Origin of the sequence: Serratia sp. 1D1416, from assembly GCF_003641105.1 — a bacterium.
GTDB classification, from domain to species: domain Bacteria; phylum Pseudomonadota; class Gammaproteobacteria; order Enterobacterales; family Enterobacteriaceae; genus Serratia; species Serratia ficaria.
The window spans coordinates 4,631,901-4,651,294 of record NZ_CP032738.1; the positions used below are offsets into that span (position 1 = coordinate 4,631,901).

Consider the following 19,394-nt stretch of genomic DNA (forward strand, 5'->3'; position numbering starts at 1 on the left):
AGAAAACTATGAATACGATGTTTTTGTTGATGGCAGAATACAACACCGCATCAATCCCACTCGCGGATGTATGCGAAAAATACTTCGGCATGAAGGTGGCCACGGCGGATAAAAAAGCTTCCCTTGGCAAGCTTCCCGTTCCAACGTTCAGAATGGGTGATAGCCAGAAGTCACCAAGAATGATTCACGTAAATGACTTGGCGGATTACATCGATAAACAAAGGGATCGGGGGATTGAGTATTTCAAATCGATGCAAAACGCCTAACCATGCCGGGCTATGCCCGGTTTTTTAGATATTTATTTATGCTTTTTTTTGTTCATTTCCACATGCATCGGCACCCCAATAGAACCCCTAGCAGCAATAACCTATTGATAAACAAAAAATTAACCCCGACAAAACGCCGGGGCCTGGTACTCGCGTGATCGCCGAAGGATCAGTGACACGCCAAGGGGGCTTTGCGGCCCGGAAACCGGTTTTCAAACGCGGTTAGCTGCGTGTTCATGCGCTTTGCGCCAAGGGGTCGACCAAGGCCAGAGCGCTTTTCATCGCCTCCACCATTTCGCCATCCACGCAATAATGGCTAAATTCATCAAATTCATTGTCGGAACACATGGTGACGCCCGCTTTGCGATAACGCATGGTGGAAGGCACCGCATGGCCCGACGAGCTGTGCAATTCCTGAATGCCGATATCGACAAACTTGTGCAGGTTGCTGAGACGCACCCCGGCGCCCGCCATGATCACCGGCCCCTGGCTGGCATGCAGCAGATCTCTCAGCAGCGGCAGGCCCAGTTCGGCATTTTGCTGCTGCCCCGAGGTCAGAATGCGCGCCACGCCGAGCTGCGTCAGTTGATCGAGGGCCACCATCGGGTTCTGGCACATGTCGAAGGCGCGGTGGAAGGTCACCGCCATGTGGCCGCACAGTTGCATCACCTCACGCATGCGCGGCAGGTCAATATGCCCTTCGTCATCCAGCATGCCGACCACCACGCCGGGGAAGCCCATATCGCGGATCTGGACAATGTCTTGCTTGATCACGTCGAAATCCACCGCGCCGTAGCAAAAATCGCCCGCGCGCGGGCGAACGATCGGATGCACCGGGACCCTGACCCTGTCGCGCGCCAAACGCAGCGTGCCGTAGCTCGGCGTTAAACCGCCCTCGCTCTGGCTGGCGCACAACTCGATGCGGTCGGCCCCCGCCCGCTCAGCCGTCAGCGCGCAGTCGACGCTAAAGCAGCAAACTTCCAGTTTAATCATTGTCACCCCCAGATGACGGCCAACATGCGACGGCAATTGTTCATTTCTCAATTTCTCACGTAGGCTCATGCATAAGGCACAAACCGGCTCAGGCTTCTAACTATGGCATTCAATTTTGATCAATGGGTAGACCGTAGTCACAGTGACAGCGTTAAGTGGGACAAATATCACGATCGCGACGTTATTCCGCTGTGGGTCGCCGACAGCGACTTCCGAGCGCCGCCGGCGGTGATCGACGCGCTGCGGCAACGCGTGGCGCACGGCGTGTTCGGCTACAGCCACCCTTCCCATGATCTTGTTGAGGTTTTTACCCGCCGCATGGTAGAGCGCTACGGTTGGCGCATCAAGCCCGAATGGGTCATTTTTCTGCCCGGCCTGGTCTGCGGCCTGAATCTTTGCGTACGCGCCTATACCGCAGAACAGGAAGGCACGCTGGCGCCTTCGCCTATCTACCCGCCGTTTCGCAAGGCGGCGAAATTCGCCGGCCGCCGGCAGCTGCCGGTGCCGCTGGCGCTGGTCAATCAGCGCTGGCTGCTGGATCTCCCGGCGATAGAGGCGCAGCTCGACGGCAAGGAGAAGCTGCTGTTGCTGTGTAACCCGCAAAACCCGGGCGGCACCGCGTATCGCCGCGAGGAACTGTTGCAGCACCACGACTTCGCGCGCAAACACGGGCTGATCGTGTGCTCGGATGAAATTCACTGTGACCTGCTGCTCGAGCCGGACGTGCGGCATATCCCCTTCGCCACGCTGAACGAAGACGCCGCCCAGCGCAGCATCACGCTGATGTCGCCGTCGAAGACCTTCAATATCGCCGGGCTGGGCGCGTCAATGGCGATTATCCCCAATGCCGCCCTGCGCCAACGGCTGCAGCGCGCGCGCAACGGCATCGTGCCGGACGTCGATCTGCTGGCGCTGGTCGCCGCCCAGGCGGCGTATCAGCATGGGCAACCCTGGCTGGACGAGCAGCTGCTGTATTTGCGCGCCAACCGCGATGTGGTGACCGAGCGTATCAATGCCATGCCCGGGCTGCGCCTGCCGCCGATCGAGGCCAGCTATCTGGCGTGGATCGACTGCAGCGAACTGAAGGTGGATAACCCGCACGCCTTTTTCGAACAGGCCGGCGTGGGGCTCAGCCCCGGGCTGGATTTCGGCAACCGCCGCTTTGTGCGCCTGAATTTCGGCTGCCGGCGCGCGTTGCTGAACGAAGCGCTGGACCGCATGGCGCAGGCCTGCGCGTCGTTACCGCCTTAGGCCCGTTCGCTGGCGACGATTTCACGGATGGAATAAGGATGAAACTTTATCGTCACGCTGCCGTCGGTGATGGCCAGAGTCGGATTAGGCAATCGCTCGCCCTCGCCCCGGGGTGAGCTCTGTTTCAGTTTGATCCCCGGCGCCAGCAGCGCGTCGTCGGCCAGGTGGCTCAGCGCCCGCGCATGCAGCGTGGCGGGATCGCCGCGCAGCACCAGCTCGACGTGTTCCCACCCCTCATGCGGATAGCGTTTTTCGCCCGGATACGGCAATTCTACGCAATCAATCTGCCACGGTCCGACGTTCAGCGGCCGCTGCAGATCAAACAGGCAGATCGGGCGACCATTAATCACCGACTCGGAAAGCAGCGAAGCGCACCGCATCAGGCCCTGGCGCCAACGATCGGCGGTGGCGTTTTGGTGACAGCGCACCGAGATGTGATCGGCGCCGAATAGTGACAGGTCGAGCTGCAGCTTCGCGGCAAATCGGCTCAGCGCCCGTTCAAAACGCGGCAGGTCGAGTGCGAGATCGTCAAGTTCTGTGATGGCCTGCAAAGGGGTCATGGGGTCCTCAAACAACGGAATGCGAATTCAAGCGCCGTAATTTACACCGAGCACGCGCGAGCCGCCATGGTTGCCTGCGCCGCCAGGGGAAATTTCCCTATTCCGCAAGGCCAATTACGGCATATCCATAGTCGGAAATCGAAAAGGCACAAAAGAATAAAAACCATTACCCTATTCAGAGATTAATTTGAAATTGTCACAATTTAATTAAAAATCAGAATTTTCCCAAGTGATTATAGCTTTTACTTATGACAAGAAGATTTAAGGAATTGGCCATTTCGCGCATCACAACCATTGAACCCGCCAGCATAAATCGCCCCCTGATAAAGGCCCGCAAAATTACCCGTCAAACATGCAGATAAAATCAACTTTTGGCGAAAAAACCGCACTAAGTCATTGTGTTTACTGATTGATAACATCCCCGACACTAAGGATTATCTTAAATGGAATTTAACTAATTGCTTCGCAATAGCAATTAAGCTACTTTGGGCTAAAGCTGAATTTGAGATAATTACCATGATTCTATTAATGATATCCCTTGTCCTCATTGCCGTTGCCGCTTACGCTATTTATCGCCATTTCAAGTCACGCCGCACCAGCTCCCTGGATGGCGGACGCCGCAATAAAAAACACTAGTTACTTCACGCTTACCCCACTTTCATTTTACTCCCTATTACCCCACTCGCTGCTGCTTATCCTCCGTCCATGTCCCCCACGGCATCCCTTACTGGCGAAGCAAAATCCCCGCGTCGGCTCTTTCATTTAGGGCCGCGCCAACTGCTGACGCGCTTCATCAGATCGGTTACAATTACAGGCTGTTTTGTGGTGGGTCGCCGTTTCGGCGCGCGGCCCGGCAACCACCTTTGAATCCCGCAGGGGCATGGCACAAGGCCCCTCGTTCGTTATTAAGGTAACCCGGTGAATATTCAGGTTCTTCTCTCAGATAAAGTCAGCCAGGCGCTGATTGCCGCAGGCGCGCCAGCCGATTGCGAGGCGCAGGTCCGTCAGTCAGCCAAAGCGCAGTTTGGTGATTATCAGGCCAACGGCGTCATGTCGGTCGCCAAGAAGCTCGGCATGCCGCCGCGCCAGCTGGCGGAAAAAGTGGTACAGCTGCTGGAGCTCGGCGACGTCGCCAGCAAAGTGGAAATCGCCGGCCCTGGCTTTATCAATATCTTCCTGAATAGCGACTGGGTCGCCCGCCAGGCTGATCTGGTGCTGAACGCGCCGAAACTGGGCATCGCGCCGATTGAGCCGCAAACCATCGTTATCGACTACTCGGCGCCGAACGTGGCGAAAGAAATGCACGTCGGCCACCTGCGCTCCACCATTATCGGCGACGCTGCGGCGCGTACCCAGGAGTTCCTGGGCCATAAGGTGATCCGCGCCAACCACGTGGGCGACTGGGGCACCCAGTTCGGCATGCTGATCGCCTACCTGGAAAAAATGCAGAATGAGAACGCCAGCGATATGGGCCTGTCCGATCTGGAGCAGTTCTATCGCGAGGCCAAGAAACATTACGACGAAGACGCCGCGTTCGCCGAGCGCGCGCGCGCTTACGTGGTCAAGCTGCAGGGCGGCGATCAATACTGCCTGCAGATGTGGCGCAAGCTGGTCGACATCACCATGGCGCAAAATCAGCTGACCTATAATCGCCTGAACGTCACCCTGACCGAAGACGACGTGATGGGCGAAAGCCTGTACAACGCGATGCTGCCGGGCATCGTCGCCGATCTGAAAGCCAAGGGGCTGGCGGTGGAAAGCGAAGGCGCCACCGTGGTGTTCCTCGACGAATACCAGAACAAGGACGGTGAGCCGATGGGCGTCATCATCCAGAAAAAGGACGGCGGCTACCTGTACACCACCACCGACATCGCCTGCGCCAAATACCGTTACGAAACGCTGGGCGCCAACCGCGTGCTGTACTACATCGACTCGCGTCAGCACCAACATCTGATGCAGGCCTGGACCATCGTGCGCAAGGCCGGCTACGTGCCGGAATCTGTGTCGCTGGAGCACCACATGTTCGGCATGATGCTGGGCAAAGACGGCAAACCGTTCAAAACCCGCTCCGGCGGCACGGTGAAACTGTCCGATCTGCTGGATGAAGCCATCGAACGCGCCGGCCAGCTGATCGCCGGCAAGAATCCGGACATGCCGGCGGAAGAGATGCAGCAGGTGGCGCGGGTGGTGGGCATCGGCGCGGTTAAATACGCCGACCTGTCGAAAAGCCGCACCACCGACTACGTCTTCGACTGGGACAACATGCTGGCCTTCGAAGGCAACACCGCGCCATATATGCAATATGCTTATACCCGCGTGGCCTCGGTATTCAAACGCGCCGGGATCGACGAAAGCGGCCTGACGCTGCCGCTGGTGATGACCGAGGAGCGTGAAATCGCCCTGGCCACCCGCCTGCTGCAGTTCGAAGAGATCCTCACTGCCGTGGCGCGCGAAGGCACCCCGCACGTCATGTGCAGCTACCTGTACGATCTGGCCGGCCTGTTCTCCGGCTTCTACGAACACTGCCAGATCCTCAATGCCGACAGCGAAGAAGCGCGTCAAAGCCGCCTGAAGCTGGCGCTGTTGACCTCGCGGACGCTGAAAACCGGCCTGGATACCCTGGGTATCGAAACCGTCGAGCGCATGTAACGCCAACCTGCGCTGAACACGAAAAAGGCCGCTTATGCGGCCTTTTTTATGCGAATGCCTGAATCAGACCACCCGGCGAGCGAAGTCGCGCGGACGGAACCCCAGCCCCCCCAGCACGCCGAAGTAGGCGACCACCCCGGCAACCACCACGGCGGCCAGGCGCAGCAGGCGCTCCAGCATATTGCCCTGATCCCAGGCCGGCATCAGCCACATCAGGCCGACCAGCACCGCCGACATCACCAGCACCGCCACCACCAGCTTGGCCAGGAATAGCGCCCAGCCCGGCTGCGGCTGGAAAATCTGCTGTTTGCGCAGCTGCCAATACAGCAGCGAGGCGTTCAGACAGGCCGCCAGACCGATCGACAGCGCCAGCCCGGCATGCTTCAGCGGGCCGATGAACGCCAGGTTCATCACCTGGGTCATGATCAGCGTGATGATGGCGATTTTAACCGGCGTTTTGATGTCCTGACGCGAATAGAAGCCCGGCGCCAGCACTTTCACCACGATCAGGCCCATCAGCCCCACCGAGTAAGCCACCAGCGCGCGCTGGGTCATCGCCGCGTCGAAGGCGCTGAATTTGCCGTACTGGAACAGCGAAACGGTCAGCGGCTTGGCCAAAATGCCCAGCGCGATGGCGCTCGGCAGCGCCAGCAGGAAGCACAGGCGCAGCCCCCAGTCCATCAAGCGGGAATATTCGTCGTGATTGCCGCTGGAAAAGCTTTTCGCCAGCGACGGCAGCAGGATGGTGCCCAACGCCACTCCCAACACGCCGGAAGGGAATTCCATCAGGCGGTCGGCGTAGTACATCCAGGACACCGAACCCGATACCAGGAACGAGGCGAAGATGGTGTTGATGATCAGCGAGATCTGGCTGACCGACACCCCGAGGATCGCCGGCCCCATCTGGCGCATCACGCGCCATACCCCGGCGTCGCCCAGCTTGAGGCGCGGCAGCACCAGCATGCCTATCTTGCGCAGATGCGGCAGTTGGTAGCCCAGCTGCAGCACGCCGCCGAGCACCACCGCCCAGGCCAGCGCCAGCACCGGCGGGTTGAAATAAGGCGCGGCGAACAGCGCAAAGCCAATCATGCTGACGTTGAGCAGGGTCGGCGCGAAGGCCGGGATGGAGAAACGGTTCCAGGTGTTGAGGATCGCCCCCACCAGCGACGCCAGCGAGATCAACAGAATATAGGGGAAAGTGATGCGCAACAGCGCCGAGGTCAGCGCGAACTTGTCCGGCGTGTCGACAAAGCCCGGCGCGGTGATGTAGATGACCCAGGGCGCGGCCAGCATGCCCAATATCGTCACTACCGCCAATACCAGCGTCAACAGACCGGACACATAGGCGATAAAGGTGCGCGTCGCCTCTTCGCCCTGCTGGCTTTTATATTCGGCCAGGATCGGCACAAAGGCCTGGGAAAACGCGCCCTCGGCAAAGATGCGGCGCAGCAGGTTGGGCAGCTTGAACGCCACGAAAAAGGCGTCCGTTGCCATGCCGGCCCCGAAAACGCGCGCTACGATGGCGTCACGCGCAAAACCCAGCACCCGTGAAAACATCGTCATTGAGCTGACGGCGGCCAGTGATTTTAGTAGGTTCATGTGGTTTTCTGATTATGCCTAAATATCGACGCCTGCATCAGCAGGCGTCAGCGAAACAACCGGGTAAGTTTACGTATCCGCAGCAGAATAGCTACCGCCATATGTTACATAGAGTTATCCCGCAACAGCCGCTCGATCACCCGCTGGGCGGCGATCGCCTGCTCACCGCTGGTTTCCGGCGCGCTCTGGTTGCCGACCGAATCGAGGAAGTGGCGGATGGCGCCGTCGAAACCGCGCTGCGCCAGCGTGGTCTGCCAGCCGGGGGCCGGCTGCTCCAGCACGCCACCGCCATCTTCACGCAGCCATTGGCGCATGTCGTTCAGCTGATAAACCGCGCCGTCGGTCACCGCCTGCACGCTTTCGCGCTGGCTGCCGCCGCGGCGATGCATGCTGGTGGTCACCAGCGTCTCTCCGCAGGCGAAGTGGTGTTCGGCGTACAGCATCTCGCCGGCCTCATTGGCGCGCAGGCGGCCGCTGAGCAGCTGCTGCTGGCCGCCCGCCAGCCACAGCGCGGTATCCACCACGTGCAGATAATCATCCAGCAGGGTGAAGCGCAGATCCTGCGGGCCGACGCTGTCGGCGCGGTGTTTGTCCATGCGGATCGAGGCCGGCTGAGACATGTGCCGTTTGAGCTGCAGGTACAGCGGCGCAAAGCGCCGATTGAATCCGACCATCAGGGCTTTGCCCCGTTTCTCGGCCAGCTCAATCAGCCGCTCGCCCTGTTCCAGCGTCTCCGCCAGCGGTTTGTCGACATAGACATGCACGCCCTGCCGCAACAGTTCGTCGATCACCTGATAATGGCTGGCGGTGCTGCTGTGAACAAACACCGCATCGCACTGCCCGGCCAGGGTGTCGAGACGGGGGAAACACGCCATGCGATAGCTGTCGCACACCGGCTGCGCCTTTTGCTGATTGGGGGAAAAACCGCCCACCAGCGTCCAGTCCGCCGCCTGGCTGAGGATGGGCAAATAGGCCTTCTGCGCGATGCCGCCCAGCCCCACCACGCCAACGCGTAATTTAGTCATGCGTCCCCCGCGCCAGCAGCTGCTGCAGTTGCCGTTTCAGTTCGGCGACGTCGTTTTCCAGCGCGCCGATCCGGGCGCTCAGCTCGCCCTCGTCAGGCGCCGCGGCCTCCGGCGGCGCCTCATCTATCTGGCCGCTGAACAGATGCATAAACCGGCTCTCGCGCTTGCCCGGCTCGCGGGCCAGGCGCACCACAAAGGGGCCGTCCTCACGCGCCGTCAGCTGCTGCAGCACCTGCTCGACTTCGCTGACCTCGCTGAACTCATGCATGCGATGGGTGCGGGTGCGCAATTCACCGGGGGTTTGCGCGCCGCGCAGCAATAACGTGGCGATCACCGCCAATTCGGCGGGCGACAGCTTCAACTGGCCGAATTCGGAATTGCAAAACCGCTGCTCGTATTTCACCACCCGGTTGCCGAAACCGCTCAGGGTGCGCAGGAAATGTTTTCTCAACAGCAGGTCGAGCAGTTGCTGCACCTCGCTTTCCGTCAGATCCATCACCGGTTCGCGGTTGGTCTTTTGATTGCACGCCAGCGTAATGGCGTTCAGCGACAGCGGGTATTGATCCGGCGTGGTGACCTGCTTTTCCAACAGGCAGCCGATTACCCGGGCTTCTTTCGCGCTCAATTCATATTTCATTATTGGCCTCAGCGTGGCGGTAGCCATTCTTTATTGGTTAATGCCGTCAATACGTGATCCTGCCACTGCCCGTCAATCAGCAGATAATCCTTGGCGTAACCTTCGCGTTCAAATCCCAGACGGCTCAGCAGCGCGCCGCTGCGTTGATTGTGCGGCATGTAGTTGGCCATAATGCGGTGCATGCGCTGCTGACGCAGCATATAGCGGATGGCGGACTGCAGCGCCTCGTACATCAGCCCCTGCCCCTGCCACTTTTCCCCCAGCGAATAGCCGAGGAAGCAGGCGTGAAACGAGCCGCGCAGCACGTTGCTGAAGTTCGCCACGCCGCGCACTTCCTGCTCCTCCGGATCGAGCAGGATAAAATAATAGGCGCTGCCCTGCTTTTGCATTTCGGTGATCATGCCCAGCCGCGCCTGCCAGCCGGAGGGGTAGCAGTGGCTTTCATCGCGCACCGGTTCCCAGGGTTTGAGGAACGCCCGGTTATCGGCATAGTATTCCGCCAGGCGATAAGCATCCCGTTCATGGACTAAACGGACCACCATCCGGTCGGTAGTAAGACGTACTTTTGGTGATGCAGAGCGGTAGCCGAACATCATTTCCCCCGCGGTCAGAACGGTTCGATAAGAAGTATTTATTGGGCGCGCGTCCGGATAATTATCCTGTGGCGATTTTATCCTGAGAGATTATTTCGCAGCCACCGGCGCAGAACCGCACTTCCCCTCAATTAATATAACCGTAGCCTGCCCCTGAGGTAAAATCCCGGTCGCTCAGTAAATAGGCGATTAATCATTTTACGGCTATTTTCAGACGTTTTTGTCGTGCAGGTAACGTCTTGACGATAAAAAAATATTATCTAGCGCGCCCCTATCAGCAGCCCGGGATCGGGTAGAGAATGGAGATGCAACCTTCCTCTCCTTGTTAATTGCTCATGGTGAAGCATGTCTCTGGTATCGCAAGCTCGGAGCTTGGGTAAATATTTCCTGTTACTCGATAACCTGTTAGTGGTTTTAGGCTTTTTCGTGGTCTTCCCGCTTATTTCGATTCGCTTTGTCGATCAGCTCGGCTGGGCGGCGCTGGTGGTCGGGGTGGCGCTGGGCCTGCGTCAGCTGATCCAGCAAGGGCTGGGCATCTTTGGCGGCGCGATCGCCGACCGCTTCGGCGCCAAGCCGATGATAGTGACCGGCATGCTGCTGCGCGCGGCCGGTTTCGCCACCATGGCGATGGCCGATCAACCCTGGTTGCTGTGGTTCTCCTGCGCGCTTTCCGCCCTCGGCGGCACGCTGTTCGACCCGCCGCGCACCGCGCTGGTGATCAAGCTCACCCGTCCGCACGAACGCGGCCGTTTCTATTCGCTGCTGATGATGCAGGACAGCGCCGGCGCGGTCATTGGCGCACTGCTCGGCAGTTGGCTGCTGCAGTATGACTTCCACTTTGTCTGCTGGGTCGGCGCGGCGATCTTCGTGTTGGCCGCCGGCTGGAATGCCTGGCTGCTGCCGGCCTACCGAATCTCCACCGTACGCGCGCCGATGAAAGACGGCATGATGCGGGTGCTGCGCGATCGCCGTTTCCTGACCTACGTGCTGACGCTGACCGGCTACTACATGCTGGCGGTGCAGGTGATGCTGATGTTGCCGATCCTGGTCAACGAAATCGCCGGCTCGCCGGCGGCGGTGAAATGGATGTACGCCATCGAAGCGGCGCTGTCATTGTCGCTGCTCTATCCGCTGGCGCGCTGGAGCGAAAAACATTTCCGGCTCGAACAGCGTTTGATGGCCGGCCTGCTGCTGATGACGCTGAGCCTGTTGCCGATCGGCCTGGCCAGCAGCCTGCAAGGCGTCTTCGTGCTGATCTGCTGCTTCTATCTCGGCTCAATCATCGCCGAACCGGCGCGCGAGACCCTCAGCGCTTCGCTGGCCGATCCGCGGGCGCGCGGCAGCTATATGGGGTTCAGCCGGCTCGGCCTGGCGCTGGGCGGCGCGCTGGGTTACACCGGCGGCGGCTGGATGTATGACTCCGGCCGCACGCTGAACATGCCGGAGCTTCCCTGGCTGCTGCTCGGCGCGGTCGGCTTCATTACGCTGCTGGCGCTTTATTGGCAATTCAGCCCGCGCCGCGCTGCGCCGGCGGTGCTGCCCGGCGGCTAAATTCTGCGCTAAGTAGCCAGAAAACCAGCCGAATTTCCTGCAGCTGCTATCCTGTTAGTAAAAACATCAACGGGAGACCCGCCATGACCGACGAAACGAAATTACCGCAGCTGCTGGAGCACATGGTATTGAACCTGCGCATGATATATGCGCGCGCCACCCTGGTGGAAAAGGCGCTGGCGCATATCATTGCCGAAAATGACGGCCTGAAGAGCGACATCATCAAACAGCTGCAGGTCGTCAACGCCGCCAACGAGCGCGACAAGATCGATTTGGAGCAGGCGCGCATCCACCTGATCGACGTGTTCAACTCGGTGCCCGCCAAGAAATAACCTCCCGCCCCGCGCACTGCGCGCGGGTGATCGCATCATCCAACAAGAACACTCCGCGACAGCGTCGATAAGCTGTGGTAACTATTGCTGTTAAAACCTGACAAACCGGAGCAAGCATGAAACTGTTTATTTACGATCATTGCCCATTCTGCGTTAAAGCCCGCATGATTTTTGGTCTCAAACACCTTCCTGTCCGCCTGGTCACCCTGCTCAACGACGACGAAGCGACCCCGGTCGGCATGATCGGCCAAAAGATGGCGCCCATCCTGCAAAAAGACGATGGCAGCTATATGCCGGAAAGCATGGATATCGTGCACTATATCGATCGTCTGGACGGCAAGCCGCTGTTGACCGGTAAAACCAACCCGGCCATCGCCGACTGGCTGCAGCACGTTGGCGGCTACACGGCGAAATTACTGCTGCCGCGCTTTGCCCACGCCGATTTCGAAGAATTCGCCACCGACGCCGCGCGCCGCTATTTCATCAATAAAAAACAGGCGTCGATCGGGGATTTCAGCCAGCATTTGGCCAACAGCGCCGATCTGATCGCCGAACTGGAGCGCGATCTGCAACGGCTCTCGCCGCGGGTGGTTTCCGCCGAGGCGGTCAACGGCGAGCTGTCCGAAGACGATATTCATCTGTTCCCGCTGCTGCGTTCGCTGTCGATCGTCGCCGGGCTGGCGCTGCCGGAAAATGTGGAAGCCTACCGCAACCGGATGGCGCAACGCAGCGACATCCCGCTGCTGCTCGATATGGAACAGTAATTTCGCTCAGGCGACAGAATAAGGACATGGCGCGCAGATGCTGAAAATGGTTCTGGTTACCGCCCGCGATCGCGCGCGGCTGAAAGAGATTTCATCGGTCTTGATCCGCTACGGCCTGCAGGATGTCATTCGCCTGCTGGGCCTGGGCTCGTTATTGAACGGCACCGGCGGCGATGCCCCGCGCGCCGGCGACCAGACGATGCCCGAGCGGCTGCGCGCGGCGCTTGAAGCGCTAGGGCCGACCTTCGTCAAATTCGGCCAGATACTGGCCACCCGTTCAGACCTGCTGGATCAAACCTGGACCGATGAGCTGGATCGCCTGCACAGCCAGGCGACGACGCTGCCCTGGGAAACGCTGGCGCCGCAGATCGCCGCGGATCTGGGGGACGACCCGCATCGCCTGTTCGCCGAATTCGACCGCACGCCGCTGGCCGCCGCCTCGATGGCGCAGATCTATCGCGCCCGCTTGCACAGCGGGGAACCGGTAGTGGTAAAAGTGCTGCGGCCGGGGCTGGCCAAAACCATCAATGCCGATCTGCGTCTGCTGGCCTATCTGGCCGAAACCGCGGAACAGCAAAGCCCGGCGCTGGCTCGCTATCGCCCGCGGCAAATGGTGCGCGCCCTGGCGACCGCCCTCCAGCACGAGCTGGACCTGACCCACGAAGGCAATAATTGCGATCGGGTCGCCGAACGGTTCCGACAGCAGCCCGAGGTGGCGATCCCCAAAATTTACTGGCAGTGGTCATCGCCGCGGCTGCTGGTGCAGGAGTTTTTGCCCGGAACGGCGCCGGAAAGCCCGCAGCAGCTGGCGGCGGCGGGCTTTGACGGCCCGTTGCTGGCGCGCCGCGGCGCCCAGGCCTTCATGAAAATGGTGCTGGAGCACCGGCTGTATCACGCCGACCCGCATCCCGGCAACGTGATGGCGCTGAGCGGCAATCGCGTGGGCTTTATCGATTTCGGCATGGTGGGGCAGCTTTCCGAACGGCGGCGCAATCAGCTGTTCCTGCTGTTGCAGGCCATCGCCGAACGCCAGTCCGACGGCATCGTCAATACCCTGATCGCCTGGTCGGACAGCGAACCGCTGGACCTGATGGACTTGGAGCTGGCGGCGCAGAACTTTCTCGATAAGCAGGCTTCCGCCACCCTGACGCTGGGCAAGGCCCTGACCGACCTGCTGGTCATGGCGCGCGAGCATCAGCTGGCCCTGCCGCCGGATTTGGCGCTGCTGTTCAAGGCGTTGATCACCGCCGACGGCGTGCTGCACCGGCTCGATCCGGCCTTCGACATCATCGCCACGCTGAAGCCGATGCTGCAACAGGTGATGCTGCAGCGTTATGCTCCCGCGGCCATTCGCCAAAGGATACTGATGCTGGGCGGTGAAGCGCTGGACGCCGGCGAAGAACTGCCGCAAACCCTGCGGCTGCTGATGCGGCGCCTGAAGCAGGGGCAGCTCAACGCCGAGATCAACGTCAGAAACCTCGGCCAGCTGAGCAAGGCGCTGGAACGCGCCGCCGTGACGTTGGCCATCGCCATTGTCACCGCCGCCTTTGCGCTGGGGCTGGCGCCATATCTGATGCATTCGTCGCTGCGGCTGTGGGGCGTGCCGCTGTTTCCGCTGCTGGGCGGGTTGGCCTGCCTGGCCGGCGTGCTGGTGCTGGCGCTGCGCCTGCGGCGCTGACAGTTTCGGCGTTATCCGATAGGTACGGCGGCGATTCGCGCGCACTATCGGCATGTTCAAGGCCCGATAGCCGTATCTTTCCGCGACGGCGAAGGTTTATAATGATAAATCAATCAATTATCTGCAGCATTTTTCGTTGGCAGTAGCTATGAGGCACAAATGAAGAAGATTCTGATGGGCGTAGCCGCCCTGGTGTTCGCCGGCGTATTGGCCGGTTGTAATCAACTCACCCAGTACACGCTCAGCGAGCAGGAAGTGAATGATTACCTGCAAAAGCACAACGATTATCAGAAGCAGATCGGCGTGCCTGGGCTGCTGGACGCCAATATCGTGCTGACCCAGCTGCAGAGCCAGATTGGCCGCAGCGAGCCGGGCAAAGTCACCCTGTCGGGCGACGCCAAGGTCAACATTACCTCGATCCTCGGCCCGCAGACCGCGGACCTGAAGCTGACGTTAAAAGCGCAGCCGGTCTACGATCGTGAAAAAGGCGCCATCTTCCTGAAAGACATGGAGCTGACCGACTACAGCGTGCAGCCGGAAAAAATGCAGACGGTGATGAAGGCGCTGACCCCTTACCTGAATCAGTCGCTGAAATCCTACTTCGACCAGAAACCGGCCTACGTGCTGAATCCTGACAACAGCAAAACCGAAGCCCTGGCGAAGAAGCTGGCGAAAGGACTGGAAGTGAAACCGGGCGAGTTGGTGATCCCGTTCAGCGACTGAGCCCCCTGCCTTTCACTGACAAGCCCGCTGACACAGCGGGCTTTTTTCTTGGCCCAGCCACCGGGGCTGGGCAACGGCGACGGGATTACTGGGGAGCGCCGTAGGTGATTTCGCCCGAATTGCAGTTGAGCGTGACATGGTAGGTCGTATCCAGCCGGGTGCCGCGCACCCTCAGCGGAACCTGCCAAACCTGATCCTTGCCGCTGATGGCGTCGGGGCTAACCCAGGCTATCGGCGTGGCGGTGCCGAGCAGCTTTTTGTCCGCTTCCCAGCGCGTAATGCGGTTTTGCAGAAAATCGCGCTTCACCTGGGCTGCTACCTCCGCCGGCTGCAAACCGGCGCACTGCGCCACCTTGGCGGTGCGCTGTTCCTGCGCCTGCGCCGCCGTCGACAAACCAGCCATGGTCAACAACGCAATGGCCAAACCCAATCCCGTTTTGTTCATATGCCCTCCAGTTGTGATTGACGCTATCCAGGGGCGCCGGCCCCGGGTTCACAGGCGGACGGGCGGAGGATCAGCGTTTGGCAAAAGTGATGACAAACAGCTCATCCACCCCGGGATAGATTTCCTCGATCACCCGCTTCAACTCGCCGAGCGACATATTTTCCTGCTGCGCATGTTGTTCCGTCAGCGCATCCAGGCGCACCGGCGCCACCGACGACACCTCGATAAAGCAGAAAAACTCGCCGTCTTCGTTACGGCTTACCCGCAACACTTCACCGGGATGAAAGTGCGATTCGCTGGCGTCCCGAATGGTGATGGTTTTGAGCCCGGCCAGGATGTCTCGCTCAAAGCGGCTGAAGAAGGTTATTTCACGGCTCATTTTAGATCCTTTTTCATCACAACACCGCAACATAAGTCATTATGCCGCCTGCTTTTCTGACGCAGCCCCCTCTTTTGGGTCAGCAAGGTTTTTTTCCGCTTTCGCTTTAGCCGGCTTTTTGACGCTTTCCGGCGGCGCCGCGCCGCGCAGGATCTGCGCCAGGGCGTCTTTGTTCTCAGCCAGGAAGAAGCCGAGGCCTTCGCGCTGCTCGTCGTCCAGACTCAGCGGCGCTTGCTGCAGCCAGTCGCCGAGGTTGTCGGCCAAATCCAGCATCTTGTCGTAGGCGTCGGCTTCTTTCTTGCTTGCGAAAGTCATTTTTTCCTCACCGTTTCTCACCACCACATATTTTACTTCAACCGCCATGCGTGCGTCCTCAAAGGTACGAAATTACTGTATATAAAACCAGTATAAAATGATTTCAGGCGGGGAGCAAGCCGCTCCCCGACCCGGCGTTATTTCAACAAACGCACCTTGCAGCTTTTGCCTTTGATTTTACCCTGCTGCAGCTGTTGCATCGCCTTACGGGCGCTGGCCTTGCGGATCGCCACGTAGGCATGCACCGGGAACATGTCGATCTTGCCCACTTCCGCCGCCGTCAGGCCGGCGTCGCCGGTCAGCGCGCCCAGGATGTCGCCGGGGCGAATTTTCGCCTTGCGGCCGCCGTCGATGCACAGCGTGATCATCTCGGCTTCCAGCGGCGTATTGGCCGCCCCGCTCAGCTCAGACACCGGCGCCCAATCGACCCGCAGCTGCAGGTATTCCTCGATGGCGTGCGCACGCGCCATTTCCTGCGGCGTACACAGGCTGATGGCCCGGCCGCTCATGCCGGCGCGGCCGGTGCGGCCGATGCGGTGAACGTGCACCTCCGGATCGAACGCCAGCTCGTAGTTAACCACCAGCTCCAAATCCTTGATATCCAGCCCGCGCGCGGCGACGTCGGTCGCTACCAGCACCCGGCAGCTGCGGTTGGCGAAACGCACCAGCACCTGATCGCGGTCGCGCTGTTCCAGATCGCCATGCAGCGCCAGCGCGCTGATGCCACGCGCCTCCAGCGCTTCAAACACGCTCTGGCAGTCGCGCTTGGTGTTGCAGAACACCACGCAGGAGGACGGCTGAAAATGACGGATCGCCGAAACCAGCAGCGCCGGGCGCTGATCGCGGGTGGTTTCGTAAAAGCGCTGCTCGATGGTCGGCAGGTCTTCGTCACCGTCCACTTCCACATTCAAAGGGTCGCGCTGCACCCGCGCGCTGATGCGCTCAATGCCGGTCGGATAGGTGGCGGAAAACAGCAGGGTCTGACGCTGCGGCGGCGTATAGCCGATCACGTCGTCGATGTCGTCGGCGAACCCCATGTCCAGCATGCGGTCGGCTTCGTCCAGCACCAGTACCTTCAGTTCATCCAGCACCAGCGTTTTCTTGCGCAAGTGCTCCTGAATGCGGCCTGGCGTGCCCACCACGATATGCGGCGCATGCACCAGCGAGTCGAGCTGCGGGCCCATCGGCTGGCCGCCGCACAGGGTCAGTATTTTGATGTTCTGGGTGAAGCGCGCCAGGCGGCGCAGCTCTTTGCTCACCTGGTCAGCCAGCTCGCGCGTCGGGCACAGGATCAAGGCCTGGGCGGCGACCTGGCCGACGTTGATTTTGTCCAGCAGGCCGATGCCGAACGCCGCCGTTTTACCGCTGCCGGTTTTTGCCTTGGCGCGCACGTCCCGCCCTTGCAGGATGGCGGGCAGCGCGGCGGCCTGCACCGGCGTCATTTCGGCATACCCCAGTTCGTTGAGGTTGGCCAACTGTGCGGCTGGCAGCGGCAGGGAAGAAAAAGAAACTGTGCTCACGGCGATAACTCTTATATGGCGAATGGAATGGCGGCGCGCCCGCGGGCAGGCGCCGAATCAACCGCAGATGATAACAGAGATAGGCCGGGTTACGGGCTTCAGGCATAAAAAAACCCGCCGGCGGCGGGTTTTTCGGCAGCGGCGTCGTTAAATGGCGACGACGTCGGCTGCGGCCGGGCCACGTTGGCTGTCCTGGATGGAGAACTCGACCTGCTGGCCTTCCGCCAGCGTTTTGAACCCCTCGCTGACGATAGCGGAGAAATGAACGAAAACGTCCTTGGAGCCGTCGGCCGGGGTGATGAAACCGAAGCCCTTGCTTTCGTTGAACCATTTAACGTGACCGGTGATCTTAGCCATTTGTCTTTCCTTTACTTGATAAACCTGCCTTAACGGCACTCAGGCGCGAAAGCCCTAGCATATGTAGGCCTTCTTTCGCCGTCGATCATTAACGCATAATCATCTGTACGGAGCAAATGTTTTTGTTTGTTATAAAAACAGCGAGTTAGCAATTTCTCTTGCGCCGTTCCAGCCGTTTTCCCTTCGCTCGGCGGCTGCATGCGCAATCGTTTTCGTATATACTCGCCGCCGATTGTCAGACCGCTCAACTTTCACGATCCAGGTACGAGACTATGTTAACGATTGGAACCGCCCTGCGCCCGTCCGCCACCCGCGTTATGCTGCTCGGCTCCGGCGAGCTGGGTAAAGAAGTCGCCATTGAATGCCAGCGCTTGGGGCTGGAAGTGATCGCCGTCGATCGCTACGCCGACGCGCCCGCCATGCATGTGGCGCACCGCAGCCACGTCATCAATATGCTCGATGGCGCCGCGCTCAAGGCACTGATTGAACGGGAACGCCCCGATTACATCGTGCCGGAAATAGAGGCCATCGCCACCGACATGCTGGTTGAGCTGGAGCAACAGGGCCACCGCGTGGTGCCCTGCGCCGAAGCGACCCGCCTGACCATGAACCGTGAAGGCATTCGGCGCCTGGCGGCGGAAACCCTCGGCCTGCCCACCTCCCGCTATCGCTTTGCCGACGGCGAGGCCGATTTCCATCAGGCGATAGCGCACATCGGCTATCCGTGCATCGTCAAGCCGGTCATGAGTTCGTCCGGCAAGGGGCAAAGCCTGATCCGCGGCCCGGAGCAGTTGAAAACCGCCTGGGATTACGCCCAACAGGGCGGGCGCGCCGGCGGCGGCCGGGTGATCGTCGAAGGTCTGGTGAAGTTTGACTTCGAGATTACCCTGCTGACGCTCAGCGCCGTGGATGGCGTGCATTTCTGCGCCCCTATCGGGCACCGCCAGGAAGACGGCGACTATCGCGAGTCCTGGCAGCCGCAGTCGATGTCCGATCTGGCCCTGAGCCGCGCCCAGGCTATTGCGGAGCAAGTGGTGAAGGCGCTGGGCGGATTCGGCCTGTTCGGCGTAGAGCTGTTCGTTTGCGGCGATGAGGTGATCTTCAGCGAGGTGTCACCGCGCCCGCACGATACCGGCATGGTGACGCTGATTTCCCAGAACCTGTCGGAATTCGCGCTGCACGTTCGCGCCTTCCTCGGCCTGCCGGTTGGCGCAATCCGCCAGTTCGGCCCCTCCGCCTCGGCGGTGATCCTGCCGCAAATGACCAGCACCGACCTGCGTTTTGGCGGCCTGGACCGCGCGCTGAGCGGATATAATCAGCTGCGCTTATTCGGCAAACCGGAGATTCAGGGGCAGCGCCGCATGGGCGTGGCGCTGGCGACGGCGGAAACGGTGGAACAAGCGGTGGAAATGGCCAAGCAGGCAGCCGCTGCGGTCACGCTCGAAGGGTAATGTCAGCGGGCCGGTTTTCCGGCCCTTTTGACATCAATAGTTTTCGTCTTCTTCATCGTTGTCATCGGCCTGCTCGTCGGGCCGTGCTTCATACTCTTCTTCATCTTCGTCATCGAACAACGCCGAAACCGGGTCACCCTGATGCTTTTCGCGGATTTCCTGCGCGACGCGGGCGATGGCTTCACCGCTGCTCATGCCCTGTTCCATCAGTTGATGAATGCGCTCCGCCGCTGCCTGTTGCTCTGCGTGGCTCAGTGATGGCATACCTGCAAGCATGTGTTTTTCTCCAGCAAAATGGAGGGGGAG

The 19,394-nt window shown here is 60.2% G+C and carries 21 protein-coding genes; 9 read left to right on the forward strand and 12 right to left on the reverse strand.

Annotated features, from left to right (window positions below; all coding sequences use genetic code 11):
- Positions 1 to 8 precede the first annotated feature (8 nt).
- Positions 9 to 266, forward strand: coding sequence for a pyocin activator PrtN family protein (locus D7I37_RS22505; protein ID WP_129544412.1), 258 nt, complete (start codon positions 9 to 11; stop codon positions 264 to 266).
- Positions 267 to 500: 234 nt separating this feature from the next.
- On the opposite strand, the gene cutC is transcribed toward D7I37_RS22505, so the two are convergent.
- Positions 501 to 1,259: a copper homeostasis protein CutC gene (gene cutC, locus D7I37_RS22510; RefSeq protein WP_061794561.1), complete on the reverse strand. Its 759-nt coding sequence runs from the start codon at positions 1,257 to 1,259 to the stop codon at positions 501 to 503.
- A 102-nt stretch (positions 1,260 to 1,361) separates the two neighbouring features.
- On the opposite strand from cutC, the gene D7I37_RS22515 reads away from it, so the two are divergent.
- Positions 1,362 to 2,510, forward strand: a complete 1,149-nt coding sequence (locus D7I37_RS22515; RefSeq protein WP_129544413.1) for a MalY/PatB family protein — start codon at positions 1,362 to 1,364, stop codon at positions 2,508 to 2,510.
- Here the strand turns inward: D7I37_RS22515 and D7I37_RS22520 are convergent.
- Positions 2,507 to 3,070 (reverse strand): VOC family protein, encoded by a 564-nt coding sequence (locus tag D7I37_RS22520; protein ID WP_061794563.1) that lies wholly within the window; start codon positions 3,068 to 3,070, stop codon positions 2,507 to 2,509. The two genes, D7I37_RS22515 and D7I37_RS22520, sit on opposite strands and share 4 nt — an antisense overlap.
- 918 nt (positions 3,071 to 3,988) lie before the next feature.
- Between D7I37_RS22520 and argS the strand changes: the two genes are divergently transcribed.
- Positions 3,989 to 5,719: an arginine--tRNA ligase gene (gene argS, locus D7I37_RS22530; protein WP_129544414.1), complete on the forward strand. Its 1,731-nt coding sequence runs from the start codon at positions 3,989 to 3,991 to the stop codon at positions 5,717 to 5,719.
- Between the two features lie 63 nt (positions 5,720 to 5,782).
- Here the strand turns inward: argS and murJ are convergent, their stop codons facing one another.
- The 4 genes from murJ to rimJ form a co-directional block, all read right to left on the reverse strand.
- Entirely contained in the window at positions 5,783 to 7,318 is a 1,536-nt protein-coding gene (gene murJ, locus D7I37_RS22535) for a murein biosynthesis integral membrane protein MurJ (protein WP_095097888.1), read from the reverse strand.
- Positions 7,319 to 7,422: 104 nt separating this feature from the next.
- The gene (locus tag D7I37_RS22540) at positions 7,423 to 8,343 is read right to left on the reverse strand and encodes a Gfo/Idh/MocA family protein (RefSeq protein WP_061794566.1); all 921 of its coding nucleotides are present in this window, start codon (positions 8,341 to 8,343) and stop codon (positions 7,423 to 7,425) included.
- The gene (locus tag D7I37_RS22545) at positions 8,336 to 8,980 is read right to left on the reverse strand and encodes a YceH family protein (RefSeq protein WP_061794567.1); all 645 of its coding nucleotides are present in this window, start codon (positions 8,978 to 8,980) and stop codon (positions 8,336 to 8,338) included. Before D7I37_RS22545 ends, D7I37_RS22540 begins: the two co-directional genes overlap by 8 nt.
- 8 nt (positions 8,981 to 8,988) lie before the next feature.
- Entirely contained in the window at positions 8,989 to 9,573 is a 585-nt protein-coding gene (gene rimJ, locus D7I37_RS22550; RefSeq protein WP_061794568.1) for a ribosomal protein S5-alanine N-acetyltransferase, read from the reverse strand.
- A gap of 345 nt (positions 9,574 to 9,918) precedes the next feature.
- Between rimJ and mdtH the strand changes: the two genes are divergently transcribed.
- The 5 genes from mdtH to D7I37_RS22575 all read left to right on the forward strand — a co-directional run bounded on the left by mdtH (position 9,919) and on the right by D7I37_RS22575 (position 14,621).
- Positions 9,919 to 11,124: a multidrug efflux MFS transporter MdtH gene (gene mdtH / locus D7I37_RS22555; protein ID WP_095097891.1), complete on the forward strand. Its 1,206-nt coding sequence runs from the start codon at positions 9,919 to 9,921 to the stop codon at positions 11,122 to 11,124.
- Positions 11,125 to 11,207: 83 nt separating this feature from the next.
- The gene (locus tag D7I37_RS22560) at positions 11,208 to 11,456 is read left to right on the forward strand and encodes a hypothetical protein (protein WP_061794570.1); all 249 of its coding nucleotides are present in this window, start codon (positions 11,208 to 11,210) and stop codon (positions 11,454 to 11,456) included.
- A 116-nt stretch (positions 11,457 to 11,572) separates the two neighbouring features.
- Positions 11,573 to 12,220, forward strand: a complete 648-nt coding sequence (gene grxB, locus D7I37_RS22565; protein ID WP_061794571.1) for a glutaredoxin 2 — start codon at positions 11,573 to 11,575, stop codon at positions 12,218 to 12,220.
- 37 nt (positions 12,221 to 12,257) lie between these two features.
- Complete coding sequence (locus D7I37_RS22570) at positions 12,258 to 13,898, forward strand: AarF/ABC1/UbiB kinase family protein (protein WP_061794572.1); 1,641 nt, start codon at positions 12,258 to 12,260, stop codon at positions 13,896 to 13,898.
- Between the two features lie 159 nt (positions 13,899 to 14,057).
- Entirely contained in the window at positions 14,058 to 14,621 is a 564-nt protein-coding gene (locus D7I37_RS22575; RefSeq protein WP_061794573.1) for a lipoprotein, read from the forward strand.
- An 85-nt stretch (positions 14,622 to 14,706) separates the two neighbouring features.
- Here D7I37_RS22575 and yebF read toward each other — a convergent pair whose 3' ends face one another.
- From yebF to cspC, 5 genes are all read right to left on the reverse strand, one after another.
- Entirely contained in the window at positions 14,707 to 15,066 is a 360-nt protein-coding gene (gene yebF / locus D7I37_RS22580) for a protein YebF (RefSeq protein ID WP_061794574.1), read from the reverse strand.
- Positions 15,067 to 15,136: 70 nt separating this feature from the next.
- Positions 15,137 to 15,445, reverse strand: coding sequence for a N(4)-acetylcytidine aminohydrolase (gene yqfB, locus D7I37_RS22585; RefSeq protein ID WP_061794575.1), 309 nt, complete (start codon positions 15,443 to 15,445; stop codon positions 15,137 to 15,139).
- Between the two features lie 39 nt (positions 15,446 to 15,484).
- Entirely contained in the window at positions 15,485 to 15,808 is a 324-nt protein-coding gene (locus tag D7I37_RS22590; RefSeq protein ID WP_129544415.1) for a YebG family protein, read from the reverse strand.
- A gap of 89 nt (positions 15,809 to 15,897) precedes the next feature.
- Entirely contained in the window at positions 15,898 to 17,280 is a 1,383-nt protein-coding gene (gene dbpA, locus D7I37_RS22595) for an ATP-dependent RNA helicase DbpA (protein WP_061794577.1), read from the reverse strand.
- 147 nt (positions 17,281 to 17,427) lie between these two features.
- Positions 17,428 to 17,637, reverse strand: a complete 210-nt coding sequence (gene cspC / locus D7I37_RS22600) for a cold shock-like protein CspC (RefSeq protein WP_061794578.1) — start codon at positions 17,635 to 17,637, stop codon at positions 17,428 to 17,430.
- A 272-nt stretch (positions 17,638 to 17,909) separates the two neighbouring features.
- On the opposite strand from cspC, the gene purT reads away from it, so the two are divergent.
- Complete coding sequence (gene purT / locus D7I37_RS22605; RefSeq protein WP_061794579.1) at positions 17,910 to 19,088, forward strand: formate-dependent phosphoribosylglycinamide formyltransferase; 1,179 nt, start codon at positions 17,910 to 17,912, stop codon at positions 19,086 to 19,088.
- A 33-nt stretch (positions 19,089 to 19,121) separates the two neighbouring features.
- Here purT and D7I37_RS22610 read toward each other — a convergent pair whose 3' ends face one another.
- Positions 19,122 to 19,364, reverse strand: coding sequence for a YoaH family protein (locus D7I37_RS22610; RefSeq protein WP_061794580.1), 243 nt, complete (start codon positions 19,362 to 19,364; stop codon positions 19,122 to 19,124).
- Positions 19,365 to 19,394 lie beyond the last annotated feature (30 nt).